Origin of the sequence: Mesorhizobium sp. M1334, from assembly GCF_040317995.1 — a bacterium.
Classification (GTDB): Bacteria; Pseudomonadota; Alphaproteobacteria; order Rhizobiales; family Rhizobiaceae; genus Mesorhizobium.
In genome coordinates, this window is the sequence record NZ_JAMYLM010000003.1 from 127,877 (window position 1) to 145,797 (window position 17,921).

The window sequence follows — 17,921 nt, forward strand, 5'->3', positions numbered from 1 at the left end:
CCTGTGCTGAAAGACTCCGCTTTCAACCGCGGCCGTCGATTGCGTCGCTTTTGAAGGCCCCCGCGTCGTCCCATAACAAGCAGCCCAACAGCGCTTCCGGCAATGCTCGAAATCACTGCATCGGCCCAAACATCGGAATCGATCTTCGGAGGGCACGATGCAGCGAAGTCAGGTGGTAGAGCATCGTTTGTGCGTTCGATTTGGACGCGCGGCGCTCTGCAGGAGCAGGAATTCATGGCCGATCTGATCGTCGTCTACTGGCGCGACATCCCCGCCCAGGTCATCGTCAAAAAGGGCCGGCAGAACGCCAAGCGCGAACTGCCGCTGCGCTTCACCGAGGCGATCGACATGTGCGCCATGCGCACCGGCGCCGGCGGCACCGACGACTATCTTGCCGAATGGCGCAAGGCAGAACCCATCCCAGTCGGTGACGATCTTGAAACCGAGGCGGAGAAGGCTCTTCAGGAAATCGATGCGAAATACGACCGCGAGCGGCTGGTCGCTCTGGTCAAGGCGGGCGGCAAAGAAAATGTCTGATCCCCAATCAATGCCGGCGACGACGGCTCAGACCGGCCTGACCCAGGCGACCATCGTCAGGAAGGCGGCGCCGAAATCCGACTACAAGCCGGCCGACGTGTCGCCGCAGCGGCGCGTGCAGCGCTCGTTTGCAGTGCGGCTTTGGTCGGTCCGGCATTCGCGGCTGCTCGAATGGTTTTACGCCAAATTCGCCGACACGTTTCTGCTCCTCCACCCGCTGTGGAAGGGCATCGGCTACAGCCGCGTCGAAGGACCGGTGAAATTCGTCGAAAAGCGCGTCAAGGGTTTCATGTTCGACTGCCGCATGTGCGGCCAGTGCATCCTTTCCTCGACCGGCATGTCGTGCCCGATGAACTGCCCCAAGCAATTGCGCAACGGCCCTTGTGGCGGTGTCCGCGCCAACGGCAATTGCGAGGTCGAGCCTGATATGCCCTGCGTCTGGGTTAAGGCCTGGGAAGGCTCGCGGAACATGGTGCATGGCGACAGGATTTTGGAGGTGCAGAAACCGGTCGACCAATCCTTGCGCGAGACCTCCGCGTGGCTGCGCGTCACCGCGCAGGCGGCGGCCGCCCGCGATGCGGCCCGGAACATTACCAACACTGGAGCGTCGGCATGATTGGCCGCCAGCCCGACGAGAATCCGGCCGGCATCCATTTGCCGCTCGATCCCCTGCCCGGCCACACCTCACGTGGTCGCCTGGAGCGCGTATTGAGACGCGGCGAATTCGCAGTGACGACCGAGCTCAATCCGCCCGACAGCGCCGATCCGGAAGACGTCTACAACCGCGCCAGGATTTTCGACGGCTGGGTCGACGCCATCAATGCCGTCGACGCTTCGGGCGCCAACTGCCACATGTCGTCGGTCGGCATCTGCGCCCTCCTGACCCGCATGGGCTATGCCCCGATCATGCAGATCGCCTGCCGCGACCGGAACCGCATCGCCATCCAGGGCGACGTGCTTGGGGGTGCTGCGATGGGCGTCGCCAATATGCTCTGCCTGACCGGCGACGGCGTGCAGGCCGGCGACCAGCCCGGCGCCAAGCCGGTGTTCGATCTCGACTGCATGTCGCTGCTCGAAACCTGCCGTATCATGCGCGACAACGGAAAATTCCTGTCCGGCCGCAAATTGACGACCCCGCCGCAGCTTTTCCTTGGCGCGGCCATCAACCCGTTCGCGCCGCCGATCGATTTCCGGCCCTATCGGCTTGGCAAGAAGATCGCTGCCGGCGCGCAGTTCGTGCAGAGCCAGTACTGCTTCGACGTGCCGATGTTCCGTACCTACATGCAGAAGGTCCGCGACCTCGGCTATACCGAGAAATGCTTCATCCTGTGCGGCGTCGGGCCGCTGGCCTCGGCCAAGACGGCCAAATGGATCCGCTCCAACGTGCCGGGCATTCACATTCCCGATCAGATCGTCAAGCGCCTGGAAGGCGCTCAGGATCAGAAGAAGGAAGGTAAGCAGCTCTGCATCGACATCATCAATGAGGTGAAGGAAATTCCCGGTGTGTCCGGCGTTCATGTGATGGCCTATCGCCAGGAAGAATACGTCGCCGAGATCGTCGACGAATCCGGCGTGCTGAAGGGCCGCCGGCCGTGGAAGCGCGAAATCCGCCGCGACGACCAGCTCGTTGCCGACCGGCTCGACCACATACTGCATGACGACCTCACCGAAACCCAGGTCGACATGGTCAAAACCGCGCATTGACAGCGCGAATCGTCAGCATTCGCTTGATCACAAACAGATAACGATATAAAGAACTCTTTATATCACGATGGAGAGATTTCATGACCCGCACCATCGTCGCCTCGGCGACACGAGAAATCATCATCGGCTTCGATCAGCCCTTCTGCGTGATCGGCGAGCGCATCAATCCGACCGGCCGCAAAAAGCTGGCCGCCGAAATGATCGCCGGCAATTTTGAGACCGTCATCAAGGATGCGCTGGAGCAGGCCGCCTGCGGCGCGACCATGCTCGACGTCAATGCCGGCGTTACCGCAGTCGATCCCAACGCCACTGAGCCGGCGCTGCTGGTGCAGACGCTGGAGATCGTGCAGGGCCTGGTCGATCTGCCGCTGTCGATCGACTCCTCGGTGACCGCCGCGATCGAAGCGGCGCTGAAGGTCGCCAAGGGCCGGCCGCTGGTCAATTCCGTCACCGGCGAGGAGGAAAAGCTCGAAGCCATCCTGCCGCTGATCAAGAAATACAACGTTCCGGTCGTCGCCATTTCTAACGACGAGACCGGTATTTCGATGGACCCCGATGTGCGCTTTGCCGTCGCCAAGAAGATCGTTCAGCGCTGTGCCGACTTCGGCATTCCGGCGCATGACGTGGTCGTCGACCCGCTGGTCATGCCGATCGGCGCGCTGGGCGATGCCGGCCGCCAAGTGTTTGCCCTGCTACGCCGGCTGCGCGAGGAGCTCAAGGTCAACACCACCTGCGGCCTCTCCAACATCTCGTTCGGCCTGCCGCACCGTCATGGCATCAACGCCGCCTTCATCCCGATGGTGATCGGCGCCGGCATGACCTCGGCGATTATGAACCCGGTGCGGCCGCAGGAAATGGAAGCGGTGCGCGGCGCCAACGTGCTGAACGGCACCGACGAGAGCTGCACCAACTGGATCAGGACCTACAAGGACTACAAGCCTGCTGAAGGCGGCCAGGCCGTTGCCGCCCGGACGCAGGTCAACGCGCCGGGCGATGGCAATGGCAATGGCGGACGCAGGCGCGGCGGCCGCGAAGCGCGGATGGCCCGGGGTTGAGCCATGGCTTGGCCGACACGATATGGGTTTACGACTGGGGAGGAACCGAAACACAGCGGCATCGCTGCCGTGGCCAAGACCCGAGCAGCGTAGAAAGTAAAGTCTGGAAACGAATGAACTCTCCCGTCAACATCACTGATCCACTCGTGCTGTTCATGCCGTCGGGCAAGCGCGGGCGGTTTCCGGTCGGCACGCCGGTTCTGGATGCCGCGCGCCAGCTTGGTGTCTACGTCGAGAGCGTGTGCGGCGGGCGTGCCACTTGCGGGCGTTGCCAGATCGAGGTGCAGGAAGGCAATTTCGCCAAGCACAAGATCGTCTCCTCCAACGATCACCTCTCGCCCAAGGGCGCCAAGGAAGAGCGCTACGAGCGCGTTCGCGGGCTCCCCGAGCGGCGCCGCCTGTCCTGCTCGGCACAGATCCTCGGCGATCTCGTCGTCGACGTGCCGCAGGACACCGTTATTAACGCGCAGACTATCCGCAAGGACGCCGATACCAGGGTCATCGCCCGCGATGCGGCTATCCGCATGTGCTATGTCGAGATCGAAGAACCCGACATGCACAAGCCGCTCGGCGACCTCGACCGTCTGAAGATCGCGCTGATGAAGGACTGGGGCCTTAAGAGCCTCGATTTCGATTTCCATCTGTTGCCGCAGGTGCAAGGCATTTTGCGCAAAGGCAACTGGACCGCGACGGCCGCCATCCACAAGGACACCGACAGCGAGACCGCGCGGGTCATCGCTCTGTGGCCTGGCCTGAAGAACGAGGCGTACGGGCTTGCCTGCGATATCGGCTCGACCACGATCGCCATGCATCTGGTGTCGTTGCTGTCGGGTCGGGTCGCCGCCTCATCGGGCACCTCCAATCCGCAGATCCGCTTCGGCGAGGATCTGATGAGCCGCGTCTCTTACGTGATGATGAACCCGGACGGCCGCGAAGGCATGACGGTCGCCGTGCGCGAGGCCATTTCGGGCCTCGTCGACAAGGTCTGCGCCGAAGGCAACGTCCAGCGTAACGATATCCTGGATTCCGTTTTCGTCGGTAATCCGATCATGCATCATCTGTTTCTCGGCATCGATCCGACCGAGCTCGGCGGCGCTCCCTTCGCGCTAGCCGTCTCCGGCGCCGTGCACATCAAGGCATCGGATATCGGCTTGAAACTCAACCAGGGCGCCAGGCTTTACATGCTGCCTTGCATTGCCGGCCATGTCGGCGCTGATGCGGCTGCAGTGACGCTGTCGGAAGGCCCCCACCGGCAGGACGAGATGATGCTGATCGTCGATGTCGGTACCAATGCCGAGATCGTGCTCGGCAATCGCCAGCGGGTCGTGGCGGCCTCCTCGCCAACCGGCCCAGCCTTCGAGGGTGCGGAAATCTCCGGTGGCCAGCGCGCCGCACCGGGTGCAATCGAGCGCGTCCGTATCGATCCCGAAACGCTGGAGCCGAAATACCGCGTCATCGGCTCGGAACTCTGGTCCGACGAGCCGGGCTTCCTCGACAGTGTGCAGGCGACCGGCGTCACTGGTATTTGCGGCTCCGGCATCATCGAGGTGGTCGCCGAGATGTACCTCGCCGGCATCATTTCCGAGGACGGCGTCGTCGATGGATCGCTGAGCGGCCACTCGCCTCGCGTCGTCGCCAATGGCCGCACCTTCTCCTATGTGCTGAAGGAAGGCGAGCCCAAGATCACCATTACCCAGACCGACGTGCGCGCCATCCAGCTTGCCAAGGCGGCGCTTTATGCCGGCACCAAGCTTTTGATGGAAAAGCAGCACACCGATCACGTCGACCGCATCCACTTCGCGGGCGCCTTCGGCTCGTTCATAGACCCGAAATACGCAATGGTGCTGGGCCTGATCCCGGATTGCGACCTCGACAAGGTCTCGGCCGTCGGCAATGCGGCCGGCGCCGGTGCCCGCATGGCGCTCTTGAACCGCGGCTATCGCCGCGAGATCGAGGAAACCGTCAGCAGGATCGAGAAGATCGAGACGGCGCTGGAGCCGAAATTCCAGGAACATTTCGTTTATGCCATGGCGCTCCCGAACAAGATCGACCCGTTCCCCAAGCTGTCGGCGGCGGTGAAACTGCCGCCGCGCAAGACGGTGAGCGAAGACGGCATTGCCGGCGACGCCGCCCCGCGGCGCCGTTCGCGCGAAGGCCACGCCGCGCGGCGCGGGCGGGGATGACTTGCCTCCGCTAGGCTGTCAGCCTTTCCATTTTTCATTTGTATGCAAATGTTTCCAGATCGCGCCGATCTGGAAACGAAATCGCGTTTTCGTGAAATCCGCCAGATACATGTGCGGAGCATTTAACCGGCATCGAACGGCAGGCAGAAACAGTTTTCGGCCACCGCAACGCTCCAAAGGAGATCAAGATGTCGATGTTCGAAAGCCTCGGCCGCTATGGTGCGGCCTTCAAGAAAACACGTGAAGCGCGCAAGTCGCTGCGCATCCTCAATAGCTTGCCGCCTGAGATCCAGAAGGACATTGGCTGGCCGGTGTCGCCGCGTTCGAGCGAAAGGCAGCTTTCGGTGGGCTGGGGCATGCAGCGCGGATGAACTTCACCGACAAATGCAAGCTGCTTGGTATTCGCCGGGGCCGCAATGCGGCTCCGGCTGCACCCAGCAATTGGCTGCGCGCCGCACTGCCGCCGCGGCGCTGAGCTGCCCAGGTGGGCTGGCGACTTCATGGACCTGAGGCTTTATCGCCAGCTGGAGTCAAACCACCGTGTTGAGATTGCATAAATATTGACTTTTTTGGTGGCGACACAATCTTCAAAATAGTCGGGGGTTCTCTTAGTCGGCTCAGCCGAAGTCCGTGTATCTGCATGCCCAGTCTCAAAAGCCACGTCGTTTCGTTCGTGCTCAGGTACAGCCGTAAGAAGGCGTTTTCCAGCCCGGAGAACCTGCAGCGCTGGATCGCCTATGCGCGCAAGACGGAAAACCATCGGCCGCCTGCGTCGCTGCGGTCGCGCCTGGAGATCACAACCCGCACGATCAACGGCTTTCCCGTCTACGAGATCGCGCCCAAGGCTGGTGAGCGGAGGCGGATTCTCTACCTGCACGGCGGCGCTTACGTCTTTGAAATCACCCCCTATCATTGGCGGCTGATCGCCGACATGGCCGACCGCCTCGGGTTCGGTATCACCGTGCCGATCTATCCCATTGCTCCCGAACACGATTTCCACGCGATGTTCGGTATGGTCGGCGCCGTCTACCGCCAGATGTTCGGCGAAACCAGGGCAAATGACATCATCTTCATGGGCGATTCCGCCGGCGGAAACATGGCTGTCGTGCTGACCATGATGGCTGCGCAAGACGGCCTGCCCTTGCCATCACGCCACGTGCTGATTTCGCCCGGCCTCGACGTATCGCTCGCCAACCCAGAAATGTATGAGGCTGAACGCAACGATCCATGGCTGGGCATTGCCGGCGGCCGCGAGGCGATCCGGCTTTACAGCGCCGGCATAGATCCCACCGACTGGCGCATCAGCCCGGTTTACGGCGACCTGTCGGTGCTGCCCAAAACGCTGCTGCTGACCGGTTCACGCGATCTGCTTACACCCGACAATCTGATCTTCGCGGAAAAGGCACGCGCGGCCGGCGTCGAAATTGAGGTCGTCCACGAGCAAGGCATGTTCCATGTCTGGCCGTTGATCGACATGCCGGAGGCGCGACGCGCGCGGGACAGCATCGTTACGTTCTTGACCAACGAAACTGGCAGTTATCATGCCAAGGCAGGAGAGTTGTCGCTGCAAAGGGAAGACCGCGACGGAACCCCTCGCGATCTGGTTGCGCCGCTCAGGTCGTAGTTTGGCTCAGAACTTCCCAGTTTCCCTGAACATCTCAAACGTCGCTCGGATATGGTCGGCGACTGCCTTCACCGGCGCGCTGGCGTCCGGCGTCACCACCATGGCGAGATTGTAGGTGCCTATGTCTGGCATGCCGTCCTTCGGGCACAGCTCGACCATGTCACTGCCGAGGAACGATTTCGGCAGCGGCGCGACTGCAAGATCCGCCATGATCGCGGCGCGCTGGCCGGCCGTGTGCGCGCTCATATAGGCGATACGGTAGTTGCGGCCCTCGCGGCCAAGCGCCTCCAATGCCCCCGCCCGCCAGGCGCAGCCTTCTTCCCACAAGGAGACCGGCAGCGGCTCGCGCAGATGCGCACAGCCCCCCTTGGCACCGGCCCAGACGATAGGCTCGGTGAGCAGTACTTCGGCGCCGATCGCGCTGGTCTTGTATGAGTTGGTGAGCAGCGTGATGTCGAGTGCCCGATCGTCCATGCGACGGCGCAGGTTGACGCTCTGGTCGATGGTGACGTCGACCGCGATGGAAGGATGCGACTGTGCGAATCGCTTCAGCACATGCGGCAGCACACGTTCGCCATAATCGTCCGGCGAGCCGAGCCGCACCACCCCGACAATGTCTGGAATGATGAACTTCGATACCACCTCGCGATTGATCGACAGCAGCCGGCGCGCATAGCCGAGCAGCATCTCGCCATCGGTGGTCAGCGTCACCGAACGGGCGTCGCGCGCGAACACCGAGCGGCCGAGAATGTCCTCCAGCTTCTTGATCTGCATGGAGACGGCCGACGGCGTGCGGAAGACCGCATTGGCCGCAGTGGTGAAGCTGCCGGTCTCGGCGATTGCGACGAAAGTGCGCAGAACGTCGAGATCGAGCAGCGGCAGCGGATGATTGAGTGGGGCGTTCATGGCAAGCGACCTTCAATTTTTCTGATGCAAACCATCATTCCATTTCGTTTGATTGAACATCAGTTTGGGAGGATAGTCAACTCCATCGAAGGCAGGACGCATCGAAGTGGTCCCGAAACAACCATGACACGGACCTGCAATCGACACGAAATGAAGCTGAAACAAACCCGGTGTACCGCCTGACGCTGCAAGCGCCGGGACATCCCGGCCCAACGCGAAGGAGAATGAGATGTCTATCCTGTCATCCATCGGTCGGATCGCGACCGAGTTCAGCGAGGCCCGTGCCCGCTACCAGACGGAACGCGCCATCCGCGCGCTGCCGATTGAACTGCAGAAGGATATCGGCTGGCCCGAAGCTGCCGATGCCAAGACCGGCACTCGCCATGGTGTGGGATCTTGGGCTGGAGCAAAGTAAACCGTGTGTATCAATAGCTGAAGGCCTGCCGCGCAGATCAGCCCGGCAGGCCTCTTTTGTTTGTATTCAAATGATTTTCCCGAGCCATGTCGCCGTCGCATGCCGCATATGAGCAAGTCGCATAGCAGCCCGCACTGGCAATCAACACATTGTAAATAATCGAAAATCCTGGGCAGGTTGCCCAAATTTGTCGCATTCCGTGTCGCTTTTCATATCAAGTGCTTCGCTTTTGCGACTTAGTTTCCCCTCACGTAAGCCTATATCATCATCAACAAACGAGCTGCCCCACTCCATCAAGCGAAGGCGACCCGTCTGAGCAACTGAATGGAGATGATCATGAAGCTTTTTGCCCGCCTCTTTGCCCGCCGCGACATGAACCTGACGACCGCGCTCGAACGCCAGCGCCTGGCCAACACCATGCCCGGCCAGACCGGGGCCATGGCTGCCGCGCGCCTCGGCTTCGTCGCCTGAGACAGCTGACACAGCAATCCTGGCGGAAGCAGCCCAGCGCTGCTTCGAAGTCGATCCAGCGCCGCCTCGGTTTTGCCGAGGCGGCGTTTTTGTGTGCGCAGACTGTGTAGGCTCGTTGGTCGATCCGGCGGCCTGTCACGTCCTTCGCCGCACAGCGATTGCCCATTTGCGACCCGTGTCGCAAATAAAGTGGCTCCGTTGCCATCTAGCCAATTGACAGGAAACGTTTTTCCTGATGTCGCTATGCTGATCGCGACATCCTGTTCGCGCCATTGCAGCGTGAGGATCTACCCGTGAACGTCGTAAAGCACCCGATCCGGCGATCGTTCGTATTCTTCCTGGTCCCCGATTTCACCATGATCGCCTTCGCAACGGCGCTCGATCCGTTGCGTTCGGCCAACCGCATGCTCGGCTATGAAGCCTATCGCTGGCGGCTCGCCAGCATCGACGGCAAGCCGGTGCGCGCCTCGAACGGCGTCGAATGCGCCGTCAACACGTCGCTGGAGGAAGAGCGCAAGAAGATGTCCGGACCGGACCGGCCGAACATGGCCATCGTCTGCAGCGGCATCAATGTCGAGCGCTACCAGAACAAATCGGCCTTTGCCTGGTTGCGCGAGGAGTACAATCGCGGCGTTGCCGTCGGCGGCCTGTGCACCGGCGCGCATATCCTGGCCGCAGCAGGCCTGCTGTCCAACAAGCGCTGCGCCATTCATTGGGAGAACCTGCCGGGCTTCTCCGAGGCGTTCCCCAAGGCCAATGTCTTCGCCGACCTCTTCGAGATCGACCAGAACATCTACACCTGCGCCGGCGGCACCGCCGCCCTAGATATGATGCTGAAGCTGATCGGCGACGATTTCGACGAAAGCCTCGTCAACCGCGTCTGCGAGCAGGTGCTGACCGATCGCGTGCGCAGCCCGACCGACCGCCAGCGCCTGCCGCTGCGCGCCCGCCTTGGCGTGCAGAATTCCAAGGTGCTGACCATTATCGAGTTGATGGAGGCCAATCTCTCCGAGCCGCTCTCTCTGATCGAGATCGCTGACCATGTCGACCTGTCTCGCCGGCAGATTGAGCGCCTGTTCCGCACCGAGATGGGGCGCTCCCCTGCCCGTTACTATCTGGAGATCCGCCTCGACCGCGCCCGGCACCTGCTGATCCAGTCGTCGTTGCCGGTGGTCGAAGTGGCGGTCGCCTGCGGCTTTGTTTCCGCCTCGCATTTCTCCAAATGCTATCGCGAGTTGTACGCCCGCTCGCCGCAACAGGAACGCGTCGACCGCAAACAGCTTCTGGCGGCTTGATCCAGCACGTTTCGCGGGCGGCCGAAATTGTCATGACATTGTCTGGCGACATGTGGTATCCGGCAATCGAGAGGTATCAATGACGACTAGAACCACCAGATCGGAAAAACTGGACTTGCGCCTTACCCCCCAGGCAAAGCGTACACTCGCAACCGCCGCCGCGACTGAACGCCGTTCGCTCAGCGATTTCGTGCTTGAAAGCGCGCTTGCGCGAGCCGAAGAAACATTAGCCGACCGGCGCAGCTTCCATCTCGACGCCGAAAAATGGGTCGCGTTCATGGCAGCGCTCGACGCGCCAACGCGTGATCTCCCCCGCCTCAAGCGCCTATTGAACGAACCAAGCACCTTTTCCGGTCGCGATCCAGCGTGAGCGAATTCCAGATCGAGAAACTGGCCCGCAAGCATTTGGTGGACATGTTCGACTGCGGTGAAGAACCGCTCAATCGCTTTCTCGTACGCTATGCATTCCAAAACCAGCAAGCCAATGCTTCGCAGACCTACATTGGTCTCTCTGGCGAGGCTGTGATCGGCTTTTATACCCTGGTCGTTGGTGAGGTTAAATATGAGGGTGCGCCCGAACGATTGACAAAAGGTCTCGCACGCCATCCGGTGCCTGTAATGCTGCTGGCGCGTCTTGCGGTCAGTCTGGACTGGCAAGGCAAAGGCGTCGGCGGCGGACTGTTGCGCGATGCCGTTCTGCGCTGTTTGCAGGCGGCCGATATTGCAGGCATCCGCGCGGTCGTCGTCCACGCCAAGAACGACGGCGCCCGCACGTTTTACGAGCGCTACGGATTCGTGCAATCGCCGACGGACCCGCTGCATCTATACGTACTTATCAAGGACTTACGAAGTCTCTGAGCCGTTCAGGCGCCTTGCTGACCCGACTATACCTGCGCCGTGCGTATCGCCTCGACGCGGATGTCTTCCGTCAGCCGCGCCTTCAGCGCCGAAAATTCCGGGCTGGTCTTCAGCGTGTAGTGGCGCGGATGCGGCAGGTCGACGGCAACGTCCGACTTGATGCGGCCGGGCCGCGCCGTCATCACCACCACGCGCGACGCCATGAAGATCGCCTCCTCGATGTCATGGGTGACGAACAGCACCGTTTTTTGCCGGCGCTCCCATATGCCGAGAAGCAGTTCCTGCATCAGCCCGCGGGTCTGGTTGTCGAGTGCGCCGAACGGCTCGTCGAGCAGCAGGATCTCCGGATCGTTGGCCAGTGCCCTGGCAATCGCGGTGCGCTGCTGCATGCCGCCGGAAAGCTGCTTCGGCCAATGGTTTTCAAAACCTCTCAGCCCGACGAGATCGACGTAAGAAGCGACGATTTCGTTGCGCTCGTGCTCGGCCATTCCACGTTCGCGCAGGCCGAAGCCGATGTTCTCGGCGACCGTCAGCCACGGAAACAGCGTATAGGACTGGAAAACCATGCCGCGGTCTGGACCGGGCCGGTCCACCACCCTGCCGTCGAGCATAACACGTCCCCCACTCGGCGCTTCGAGGCCGGCGACGATCCTGAGCAGCGTCGACTTTCCACAGCCGGATGGCCCCAGGATGGTGATGAAGTCGTTGGCGGCGACCGCCAGATCGATCGGCATCAGCGCCTTGACCGGCTGCCCACCGCCGACACCGGCGAAGGTACGCGAGACGCCTTCGATGACCAGCTTGCTCACGCCAGGCTCCATGGAAACAGCCAACGGTTGAGCGCCTTGAAGGCGAAATCGGACAACAGCCCGATCAGGCCGATGACGATGATGCCGAAGATGATCTGCCCTGTCGCCAGCCGCGACTGGCTGTTGATGATCATGTAGCCGATGCCCGACGACGAGCCGATCAGCTCGGCGACGATGACATAGGTCCAGGCCCAGCCGAGCACCAGCCGCAGGGTCTCGGCAATCTCCGGCGCATTGGCCGGCATGATCACGCGCCGCACGATGCCGTTGTCGGACGAGCCAAGCGTGTAGGCCGCCTCGACCAGGTCGCGCCGTGTGCCGCCGACCTTGACCGCGATGATCAGGATGATCTGGAACACCGAGCCGACGAAGATCACCAGCAGTTTTTCGAGCTCGCCAACGCCCGCCCACAGAATGAGCAGCGGGATGAAGGCCGATGCCGGCAGATAGCGGGCGAAGGAGACGAACGGCTCCAGGAACGCCTCCACGGGCTTCCAGGCACCCATCACGATGCCAAGCGGCACGGCAACGATGGCCGCCATCAGGAACCCGCCGAAGACGCGCCAGATGGTGATAAGGATGTCGAGCCAGAAGCGGTCCTCGACCAGCAGCCGCCAACCGTCTCTCACCATCGACAGCGGATCGGCAAGGAAAATGCGATTGACGTGGCCGCCAAGCGTGATCCACGCCCAGAACGCCACGAACAGCACGAAGAACGAAATGCCGAGCACGGTTCGAATGCCCGGCGAGACCGGATGCAAGGGGCGCGGCATCTTCGACCGTCCTCTGATCGGAATGAAAAAGCGGCGGCGCACGCGCCGCCGCCGGGCGACAATCCTGCCGGTTAGTCGGCGACGGCGCTGGTGTCGGCCAATGTCGATACGTCGGGCGCTTCCTTGATCAAGCCCATCTGCAGCAGAAGCTCGCCGGCGGTCTTGGAAAAGTCCTGGAATTCCTTGGTGAAGAACTGCTTGTTTTCAGCCTTGTCGGCCCATTTCAGGTATTTTGCCGACTCTTCGAACTCCTTGGCCGACTGCTTCACGTCGGCGCCCATTGTCTCATAGGATTTCGCCGGGTCGCTCTTTATCAGGTCAAGTGCCTCGAAATAGCTGTCGGCAAGCGCCTTGGCCGCATCCGGATTGGCCTTGAGGAACTCCGGCGTGCAGCCGACCGTGTCGAGCACCATCGGATAATCGAGAGTGGTCACAAGGATATGGCCCTGGTCGGACTTTTCGCGCACCGCCGAGATGAACGGCTCATAGGTGACCGCCGCATCGTTCTGTCCGGCGAGAAACGCCTGCGCCGCCGCGTCCGGCTCCAGGTTGACGACCGTCACGTCCTTGGTCGACATGCCGTTCTTGTTGAGCACCCAGGCCAGCATGAAATAGGGCGACGTGCCCGGTGCCGAGGACGCGACCGACTTACCCTTGAGATCGGCGACGGTCTTGATGTCGTTGCGGGCGACGATGCCGTCGGCGCCGTAGGACTTGTCGAGCTGGAATATCTGCTTGGTCGTCACGCCGTTAGCGTTCCAGACCAGCCAGGTCTCGACCGTAGTGGCGGCGCATTGCAGGTCGCCGCTGGCGATGGCGAGGGGCCGACTGGCTTGCGGCACCTTCTTCAAGGTGACGTCGAGGCCGTGCTTTTCGAAGATGCCGGCCTGCTTGGCGAGCGTCAGCGGCGCAAAGCCCGTCCATCCGCTGATGCCGATGCTGACCGATGTAGCGGCGGTGGCCGGCGCGGACAATCCGACGGCAAGCGTCAAGCTTGCTGCAAGAATTCCGATCTTGTTCATGTCGGTTCCCCTTTTTTGTTCGGATGGAGAATTGTGTCACAGACGCGCACAGCCTTGTCAATGAAGCAGATGCTGCACTGCGGTATGTCACCACCGGCAGCAAACTTCGCCATTAGCGGGTGTTGTACATCCAGCTGCGATCGCGCCACATTTTTTCGCCGACCAGGCAGTCGGTGACGGGGATGTCCTGTGCCAGCACCAATGGCGGATGCGCCGCCTCTTCCGCCGCTCGCTGCGGCGAGGCCGGACCGGCAAGCTCCAGCACCAGCTTGCGGCGGATGGCCTCCGGAAACTGCGTCCAGTCATTGACCGGAATCATGAAAGAGCCCGGCCCGCCGATGACGCAGTCGCTGTAGTAGCGGTCGAGATTGTTGACATCGTAGGCGCTGGTGAACCCGCCCCTGGTCATCAGCGGCAGGCCGTTGACGGTGATGCCCTGCTTGATCACGGCGTCGCGGGTGATATCGACAGGTGCGCCCTGGTTGTTGGGGCCGTCACCCGAAATGTCGATCACCCGCTTGACGCCCTGGAAGCCGCTTTCGGCAAAGAGATCGCTGGCGAATTCCAGCGCGCCGGAGATCGAGGTGCGCCTGGCACTGGCCGGCGGATGAGCGGAAAGCTGCGCTGCCAGCCGTTCGGCGTCGGCACGATTGGCGATCACCGTCCACGGCACGACGACCTGCTGCCAGGTCGCGCCAGCCCATTCGACATAGGTGACGGCAATCTTGCCATGAGCGCCTTCGCCGATTGCCTGCAGGACATCGTCATGCGTCAGCGCCGCCGCATAGCCATGACGTTGGATTTCGAGCTCGTCCGGCGACATGGACAAGGATACGTCGACTGCCAGCACCAGTTCGACATCGACCGGCTCGGCGGCGCGGGAGATTGCCGCCGGCCATAGCACCGACGCCAGCGCGGCGGCACCCGAGACGAAATGTCTTGCACTGGCAAAACCAGACATGCCGCACGTTAAGCGAAAATCGCCGATCGACAAAGAGAAAGCCCGGTGGAGAGCCGGGCTCATTCGGTCACATTTTTGCGACCGCCCCAATGCTTAGCTGCGCGGATTGAGGTTCTCCGGGTCATAGAGCGGCCTGTAGCCGACGGCGGCCACTTCGACTGGGTATTTCTCGCCGAAATATTCGACGTTCAGCTTGCGGCCCTCCTGGCAATACGCCCAGGGAAGGTAGGCGAGCGCGATGTTCTTGCCGAGGGTCGGACCATAGGCCACCGAGGTCGTGAAGGAGCGGCGGCCGAGCTCGTCGACGAGCGTCTCACCGGTTTGCGGGTCCATCACCGGCATCGTGCCGACCGGATAGCGGGGAACGCCGTTGGAATCGGTATTGTCCGTCATGATAAGCGTGCAAAGCATGGCCGGCTGGTGCACCCGGGCGCGATATTCCAGATGCTTTGCCTTGCCGCAGAAATCGGCCTCCTTAACCTTCGGTCGGGCAAGGTCGGCTTCCAGCAGATTATATTCGGTCAACAGATCCGCGTTTTGCAGGCGCAGGCTCTTCTCCATACGGCGGCTGTTGGCATAGGTCTCGACGCCAAAGGCCATCACGCCGGTCGACCGCAGCGCGTCCCAGACAGCGAGGCCGTCCTCGTAGCGCATGTGCAGTTCCCAGCCTTGCTCGCCGACATAGGAGATGCGGAAGGCGGTCACGTCCTTGCCGGCGATCCTGACGGGCTTGATCGCGGCAAAGGGAAAATTCTCCGGCGTCAGCCCGTCGGGGTTTTCCACGCACTTGCTCAATGTCGCCCGCGCGTTCGGACCCCAGATGCCGATGGTCACGTACTTCTCGGTCACGTCGGTGACGGTAACGTCGAAGCCTTTGTCTTCTGCCGTCCGGCGCATGTACTGGAAGTCGCGCGGCCCGGCATCGGCGCCGTCGATGACGCGGCAGCGGTCGGCCATGCGGATGACGGTCAGGTCGGCGCGCACCATGCCTTCCTCGTCGAGGAAATGGGTGTAGATGCCCCTGCCGGTATTGTTGTCGCCGCCGATCTTTGCCGCGCACAGCCATTCCATCAGCGCGACATGGTCCGGGCCTTCGACGTCGTACATGGCGAAATGCGACAGGTTGACGATGCCGCAATCCTCGCTCATGGCGAGATGCTCGGCGTTCGAGACGCGCCAGAAGTGGCGGTTATCCCATTCGTTTTGGCGCACCGGCACCCGGTTGCCGTATTTCTCGAGCAGATGCTCGTTGGCGGCGTAGCCATGGGCGCGCTCCCAGCCGCCTAGCTCCATGAAATAGCCGCCGAGTTCCTTCTCGCGCTCCCAGAACGGCGAGCGGCGGACATTGCGAGCCTTGGAGAAGGGCTCGCGCGGATGGACCGCCGGATTGTAGACCTTCATCGCCGTTTCAGTGCAGCGGTCCCAGATGAACTGCTCTTTCGTCTGGTGCGGATAGAAGCGCGAATAGTCGATGGCGTGATGGTCGATCGCCGTGCGGCCGTCTGTCATCCAATCGGCGATGAGCTTGCCCATGCCGGGACCGTCCTTGACCCAGATCGCCACGGCATACCAGAGGCCCCTCACCTTCTGGCTTTCGCCCATCGAAGGACCGCCGTCCGCCGTCACCTGCAGCAGCCCGTTGAAGGAATGGCTCTCATTGTAGCCCAGCTCGCCCAGGATCGGCGTCAGTTCCATGGCCCGCTCCAGCGGCGCCAGGATCTGCTCCATGTCGAGATCGCGCTGCGACGGCGAAAGCCGTGCCTCGTTTTTCTCGAGAATATCGCGCGGATGGCAAAGGCGCGGATTGGTTTCTTCGTAATAACCCCATTCGATCTGCCCGCCTTCGGCGGTCTTGGGATCGCCGGTATCGCGCATATAGGCCGAATTACCCTGATCGCGCAGCAGCGGCCAGCCGATCTCCTTGCCGGTGCCGGCGAACTCGGTGTACGGCCCGAAGAAGGTGAGCGGGTGGTCGATCGGCATGACCGGCAGGTCCTCGCCCGCCATTTCCGCGATCAGCCGCCCCCAGATGCCCGTGCAGACCACGACGTAGTCGGCCTGGATGGTGCCGCGGTCGGTCACCACGCCCTTGATGCGGCCGTTCTCGATGACGAGCGACCTGGCCGAGGTGTTGGCAAACGCCTTGAGTTTGCCCGAGGCTTCCGCCTGGTCGACCAGCTTGCCGGCGACTGTCTGCGAACGCGGGATGACGAGGCCGGCATCGGGATCCCACAGGCCGCCCTGTACCATCTGTTCTTCGATCAGCGGGAATTTTTCCTTGATTTCGGCGGGATCGATCAGGCGGGCGCGTGTGCCGAAGGCCTTCGCCGAGGCGATCTTGCGCTTGATTTCCGCCATGCGGGCGTCGTCTCCGACGCGTGCGACCTCGAGGCCGCCGATGCGAGCGTAATGACCCATCTTTTCGTAGAAATCGATGGAATAGAGCGTCGTCCAGCACGACAGGAAATCATGGCTGGTCGTGTAGCAGAAGTCGGAGGCGTGCGCCGTCGAGCCGATATCCGTCGGGATGCCCGATTTGTCGATGCCGACAATATCGTCCCATCCGCGCTCTATCAGGTGATGGGCGACCGATGCGCCGACGATGCCGCCCAGCCCGACGATGACGACCTTCGCCTTTTCCGGAAACCCTGCCATTGCCCGCGACTCCAAGATGCTATTGCGAGCAGACTATAGGTCGGCGCGGCGGCGCGCTTGCAGCCTGTTTGCGACATCGCCAAAAAAGCCCGCGCCACCAGCTCGTCGAATGCAGTTGGACCTACGCCTTCACCCTGCTCGGTACGAAAGCGCTGCTAGAGCCCGTTCTGCGCAGCTTCGAAGAAAAGTGAATACCTTCATCGCCGATTACTGGAAGTAAATAAAAGGCCGGGCGTTTGCCCGGCCTTCAAAAATCATGGCGTCGACTTTACTTGATGCGCGCGACGCCGCCCGAGATCTCGACGGTTTCCGAACCCGTCAGCGCCTCGAGGTCGCCATTCGGCAAGGTAACAAAACAGCCGCTCGGGCAAAATTCCACGGTTTCGCCGGCGGCCAGCGCCAGCTCGGTCTTGCCGCCGCCTTCCGTCACGATCAGCGTGCGGGTCTCGGCGTCCTTGTTGACCGCGCTGGCGGCATGGGCCGAACCGCCCACGGCCAGAAAAGCGATGGCGGCGACGAGAGACTTCCACATTTTGCAGTATCGGTGTTGCCACCGCCTCTGTTGCATTTCGCAAGGCATTCTCGCCGTTTGCAGGTGAGCTTATATGCAATGCAAGCTGAACAGCAACTGAATGCCGCATTCATGCCGCAAT

At 61.9% G+C, this 17,921-nt stretch carries 19 protein-coding genes; 12 read left to right on the top strand and 7 right to left on the bottom strand.

What is annotated here, in order from left to right; translation table 11 throughout:
* The first annotated feature begins 234 nt into the window (after positions 1 to 234).
* From NKH17_RS07675 to NKH17_RS07705, 7 genes are all read left to right on the top strand, one after another.
* Complete coding sequence (locus NKH17_RS07675; RefSeq protein ID WP_352897217.1) at positions 235 to 537, top strand: virulence factor; 303 nt, start codon at positions 235 to 237, stop codon at positions 535 to 537.
* Positions 530 to 1,153, top strand: a complete 624-nt coding sequence (locus NKH17_RS07680) for a methylenetetrahydrofolate reductase C-terminal domain-containing protein (protein WP_352897215.1) — start codon at positions 530 to 532, stop codon at positions 1,151 to 1,153. The genes NKH17_RS07675 and NKH17_RS07680 overlap by 8 nt, the downstream gene beginning before the upstream one ends.
* The gene (locus NKH17_RS07685; RefSeq protein ID WP_352477600.1) at positions 1,150 to 2,241 is read left to right on the top strand and encodes a methylenetetrahydrofolate reductase; all 1,092 of its coding nucleotides are present in this window, start codon (positions 1,150 to 1,152) and stop codon (positions 2,239 to 2,241) included. The genes NKH17_RS07680 and NKH17_RS07685 overlap by 4 nt, the downstream gene beginning before the upstream one ends.
* Before the next feature lie 80 nt (positions 2,242 to 2,321).
* The gene (locus NKH17_RS07690) at positions 2,322 to 3,296 is read left to right on the top strand and encodes a methyltetrahydrofolate cobalamin methyltransferase (protein WP_352897213.1); all 975 of its coding nucleotides are present in this window, start codon (positions 2,322 to 2,324) and stop codon (positions 3,294 to 3,296) included.
* A gap of 113 nt (positions 3,297 to 3,409) precedes the next feature.
* Entirely contained in the window at positions 3,410 to 5,479 is a 2,070-nt protein-coding gene (locus tag NKH17_RS07695) for an ASKHA domain-containing protein (RefSeq protein ID WP_254818165.1), read from the top strand.
* Between the two features lie 188 nt (positions 5,480 to 5,667).
* Positions 5,668 to 5,850 (top strand): hypothetical protein, encoded by a 183-nt coding sequence (locus NKH17_RS07700; protein WP_023676518.1) that lies wholly within the window; start codon positions 5,668 to 5,670, stop codon positions 5,848 to 5,850.
* Between the two features lie 269 nt (positions 5,851 to 6,119).
* The gene (locus NKH17_RS07705; protein WP_352805178.1) at positions 6,120 to 7,103 is read left to right on the top strand and encodes an alpha/beta hydrolase; all 984 of its coding nucleotides are present in this window, start codon (positions 6,120 to 6,122) and stop codon (positions 7,101 to 7,103) included.
* A 6-nt stretch (positions 7,104 to 7,109) separates the two neighbouring features.
* Here NKH17_RS07705 and NKH17_RS07710 read toward each other — a convergent pair whose 3' ends face one another.
* On the bottom strand, positions 7,110 to 8,009 hold the full coding sequence (locus NKH17_RS07710) for a LysR substrate-binding domain-containing protein (protein ID WP_023676521.1): 900 nt from the start codon (positions 8,007 to 8,009) through the stop codon (positions 7,110 to 7,112).
* A gap of 229 nt (positions 8,010 to 8,238) precedes the next feature.
* Between NKH17_RS07710 and NKH17_RS07715 the strand changes: the two genes are divergently transcribed.
* The 5 genes from NKH17_RS07715 (at position 8,239) to NKH17_RS07735 (ending at position 11,048) form a co-directional block, all read left to right on the top strand.
* Complete coding sequence (locus NKH17_RS07715) at positions 8,239 to 8,424, top strand: hypothetical protein (protein ID WP_023719925.1); 186 nt, start codon at positions 8,239 to 8,241, stop codon at positions 8,422 to 8,424.
* A gap of 336 nt (positions 8,425 to 8,760) precedes the next feature.
* On the top strand, positions 8,761 to 8,895 hold the full coding sequence (locus NKH17_RS07720) for a hypothetical protein (RefSeq protein WP_352805184.1): 135 nt from the start codon (positions 8,761 to 8,763) through the stop codon (positions 8,893 to 8,895).
* 356 nt (positions 8,896 to 9,251) lie between these two features.
* On the top strand, positions 9,252 to 10,190 hold the full coding sequence (locus NKH17_RS07725) for a GlxA family transcriptional regulator (RefSeq protein WP_302895626.1): 939 nt from the start codon (positions 9,252 to 9,254) through the stop codon (positions 10,188 to 10,190).
* A gap of 79 nt (positions 10,191 to 10,269) precedes the next feature.
* Positions 10,270 to 10,560, top strand: a complete 291-nt coding sequence (locus NKH17_RS07730) for a type II toxin-antitoxin system TacA family antitoxin (RefSeq protein WP_352897210.1) — start codon at positions 10,270 to 10,272, stop codon at positions 10,558 to 10,560.
* Complete coding sequence (locus NKH17_RS07735) at positions 10,557 to 11,048, top strand: GNAT family N-acetyltransferase (protein WP_352805187.1); 492 nt, start codon at positions 10,557 to 10,559, stop codon at positions 11,046 to 11,048. Before NKH17_RS07730 ends, NKH17_RS07735 begins: the two co-directional genes overlap by 4 nt.
* Before the next feature lie 26 nt (positions 11,049 to 11,074).
* Here the strand turns inward: NKH17_RS07735 and NKH17_RS07740 are convergent, their stop codons facing one another.
* From NKH17_RS07740 to NKH17_RS07765, 6 genes are all read right to left on the bottom strand, one after another.
* Positions 11,075 to 11,857: an ABC transporter ATP-binding protein gene (locus tag NKH17_RS07740; protein WP_352805190.1), complete on the bottom strand. Its 783-nt coding sequence runs from the start codon at positions 11,855 to 11,857 to the stop codon at positions 11,075 to 11,077.
* Complete coding sequence (locus NKH17_RS07745) at positions 11,854 to 12,630, bottom strand: ABC transporter permease (RefSeq protein ID WP_023676527.1); 777 nt, start codon at positions 12,628 to 12,630, stop codon at positions 11,854 to 11,856. The genes NKH17_RS07740 and NKH17_RS07745 overlap by 4 nt, the downstream gene beginning before the upstream one ends.
* Before the next feature lie 71 nt (positions 12,631 to 12,701).
* On the bottom strand, positions 12,702 to 13,652 hold the full coding sequence (locus NKH17_RS07750) for an ABC transporter substrate-binding protein (protein WP_352738689.1): 951 nt from the start codon (positions 13,650 to 13,652) through the stop codon (positions 12,702 to 12,704).
* Between the two features lie 112 nt (positions 13,653 to 13,764).
* Positions 13,765 to 14,613 (bottom strand): DUF1194 domain-containing protein, encoded by an 849-nt coding sequence (locus tag NKH17_RS07755; RefSeq protein WP_352738691.1) that lies wholly within the window; start codon positions 14,611 to 14,613, stop codon positions 13,765 to 13,767.
* Positions 14,614 to 14,706: 93 nt separating this feature from the next.
* Entirely contained in the window at positions 14,707 to 17,268 is a 2,562-nt protein-coding gene (locus NKH17_RS07760; RefSeq protein WP_352477592.1) for a GcvT family protein, read from the bottom strand.
* Positions 17,269 to 17,536: 268 nt separating this feature from the next.
* Positions 17,537 to 17,800, bottom strand: coding sequence for a hypothetical protein (locus tag NKH17_RS07765; RefSeq protein WP_254818157.1), 264 nt, complete (start codon positions 17,798 to 17,800; stop codon positions 17,537 to 17,539).
* Positions 17,801 to 17,921 lie beyond the last annotated feature (121 nt).

What these genes read in the sequence shown, in the direction of transcription:
- NKH17_RS07675 (WP_352897217.1), top strand. Translation starts at nt 235, where the DNA reads ATGGCCGATCTGATCGTCGTCTACTGGCGCGACATCCCCGCCCAGGTC.
- NKH17_RS07680 (WP_352897215.1), top strand. Translation starts at nt 530, where the DNA reads ATGTCTGATCCCCAATCAATGCCGGCGACGACGGCTCAGACCGGCCTG.
- NKH17_RS07685 (WP_352477600.1), top strand. Translation starts at nt 1,150, where the DNA reads ATGATTGGCCGCCAGCCCGACGAGAATCCGGCCGGCATCCATTTGCCG.
- NKH17_RS07690 (WP_352897213.1), top strand. Translation starts at nt 2,322, where the DNA reads ATGACCCGCACCATCGTCGCCTCGGCGACACGAGAAATCATCATCGGC.
- NKH17_RS07695 (WP_254818165.1), top strand. Translation starts at nt 3,410, where the DNA reads ATGAACTCTCCCGTCAACATCACTGATCCACTCGTGCTGTTCATGCCG.
- NKH17_RS07700 (WP_023676518.1), top strand. Translation starts at nt 5,668, where the DNA reads ATGTCGATGTTCGAAAGCCTCGGCCGCTATGGTGCGGCCTTCAAGAAA.
- NKH17_RS07705 (WP_352805178.1), top strand. Translation starts at nt 6,120, where the DNA reads ATGCCCAGTCTCAAAAGCCACGTCGTTTCGTTCGTGCTCAGGTACAGC.
- NKH17_RS07710 (WP_023676521.1), bottom strand. Translation starts at nt 8,009, where the DNA reads ATGAACGCCCCACTCAATCATCCGCTGCCGCTGCTCGATCTCGACGTT.
- NKH17_RS07715 (WP_023719925.1), top strand. Translation starts at nt 8,239, where the DNA reads ATGTCTATCCTGTCATCCATCGGTCGGATCGCGACCGAGTTCAGCGAG.
- NKH17_RS07720 (WP_352805184.1), top strand. Translation starts at nt 8,761, where the DNA reads ATGAAGCTTTTTGCCCGCCTCTTTGCCCGCCGCGACATGAACCTGACG.
- NKH17_RS07725 (WP_302895626.1), top strand. Translation starts at nt 9,252, where the DNA reads ATGATCGCCTTCGCAACGGCGCTCGATCCGTTGCGTTCGGCCAACCGC.
- NKH17_RS07730 (WP_352897210.1), top strand. Translation starts at nt 10,270, where the DNA reads ATGACGACTAGAACCACCAGATCGGAAAAACTGGACTTGCGCCTTACC.
- NKH17_RS07745 (WP_023676527.1), bottom strand. Translation starts at nt 12,630, where the DNA reads ATGCCGCGCCCCTTGCATCCGGTCTCGCCGGGCATTCGAACCGTGCTC.
- NKH17_RS07750 (WP_352738689.1), bottom strand. Translation starts at nt 13,652, where the DNA reads ATGAACAAGATCGGAATTCTTGCAGCAAGCTTGACGCTTGCCGTCGGA.
- NKH17_RS07755 (WP_352738691.1), bottom strand. Translation starts at nt 14,613, where the DNA reads ATGTCTGGTTTTGCCAGTGCAAGACATTTCGTCTCGGGTGCCGCCGCG.
- NKH17_RS07760 (WP_352477592.1), bottom strand. Translation starts at nt 17,268, where the DNA reads ATGGCAGGGTTTCCGGAAAAGGCGAAGGTCGTCATCGTCGGGCTGGGC.
- NKH17_RS07765 (WP_254818157.1), bottom strand. Translation starts at nt 17,800, where the DNA reads ATGTGGAAGTCTCTCGTCGCCGCCATCGCTTTTCTGGCCGTGGGCGGT.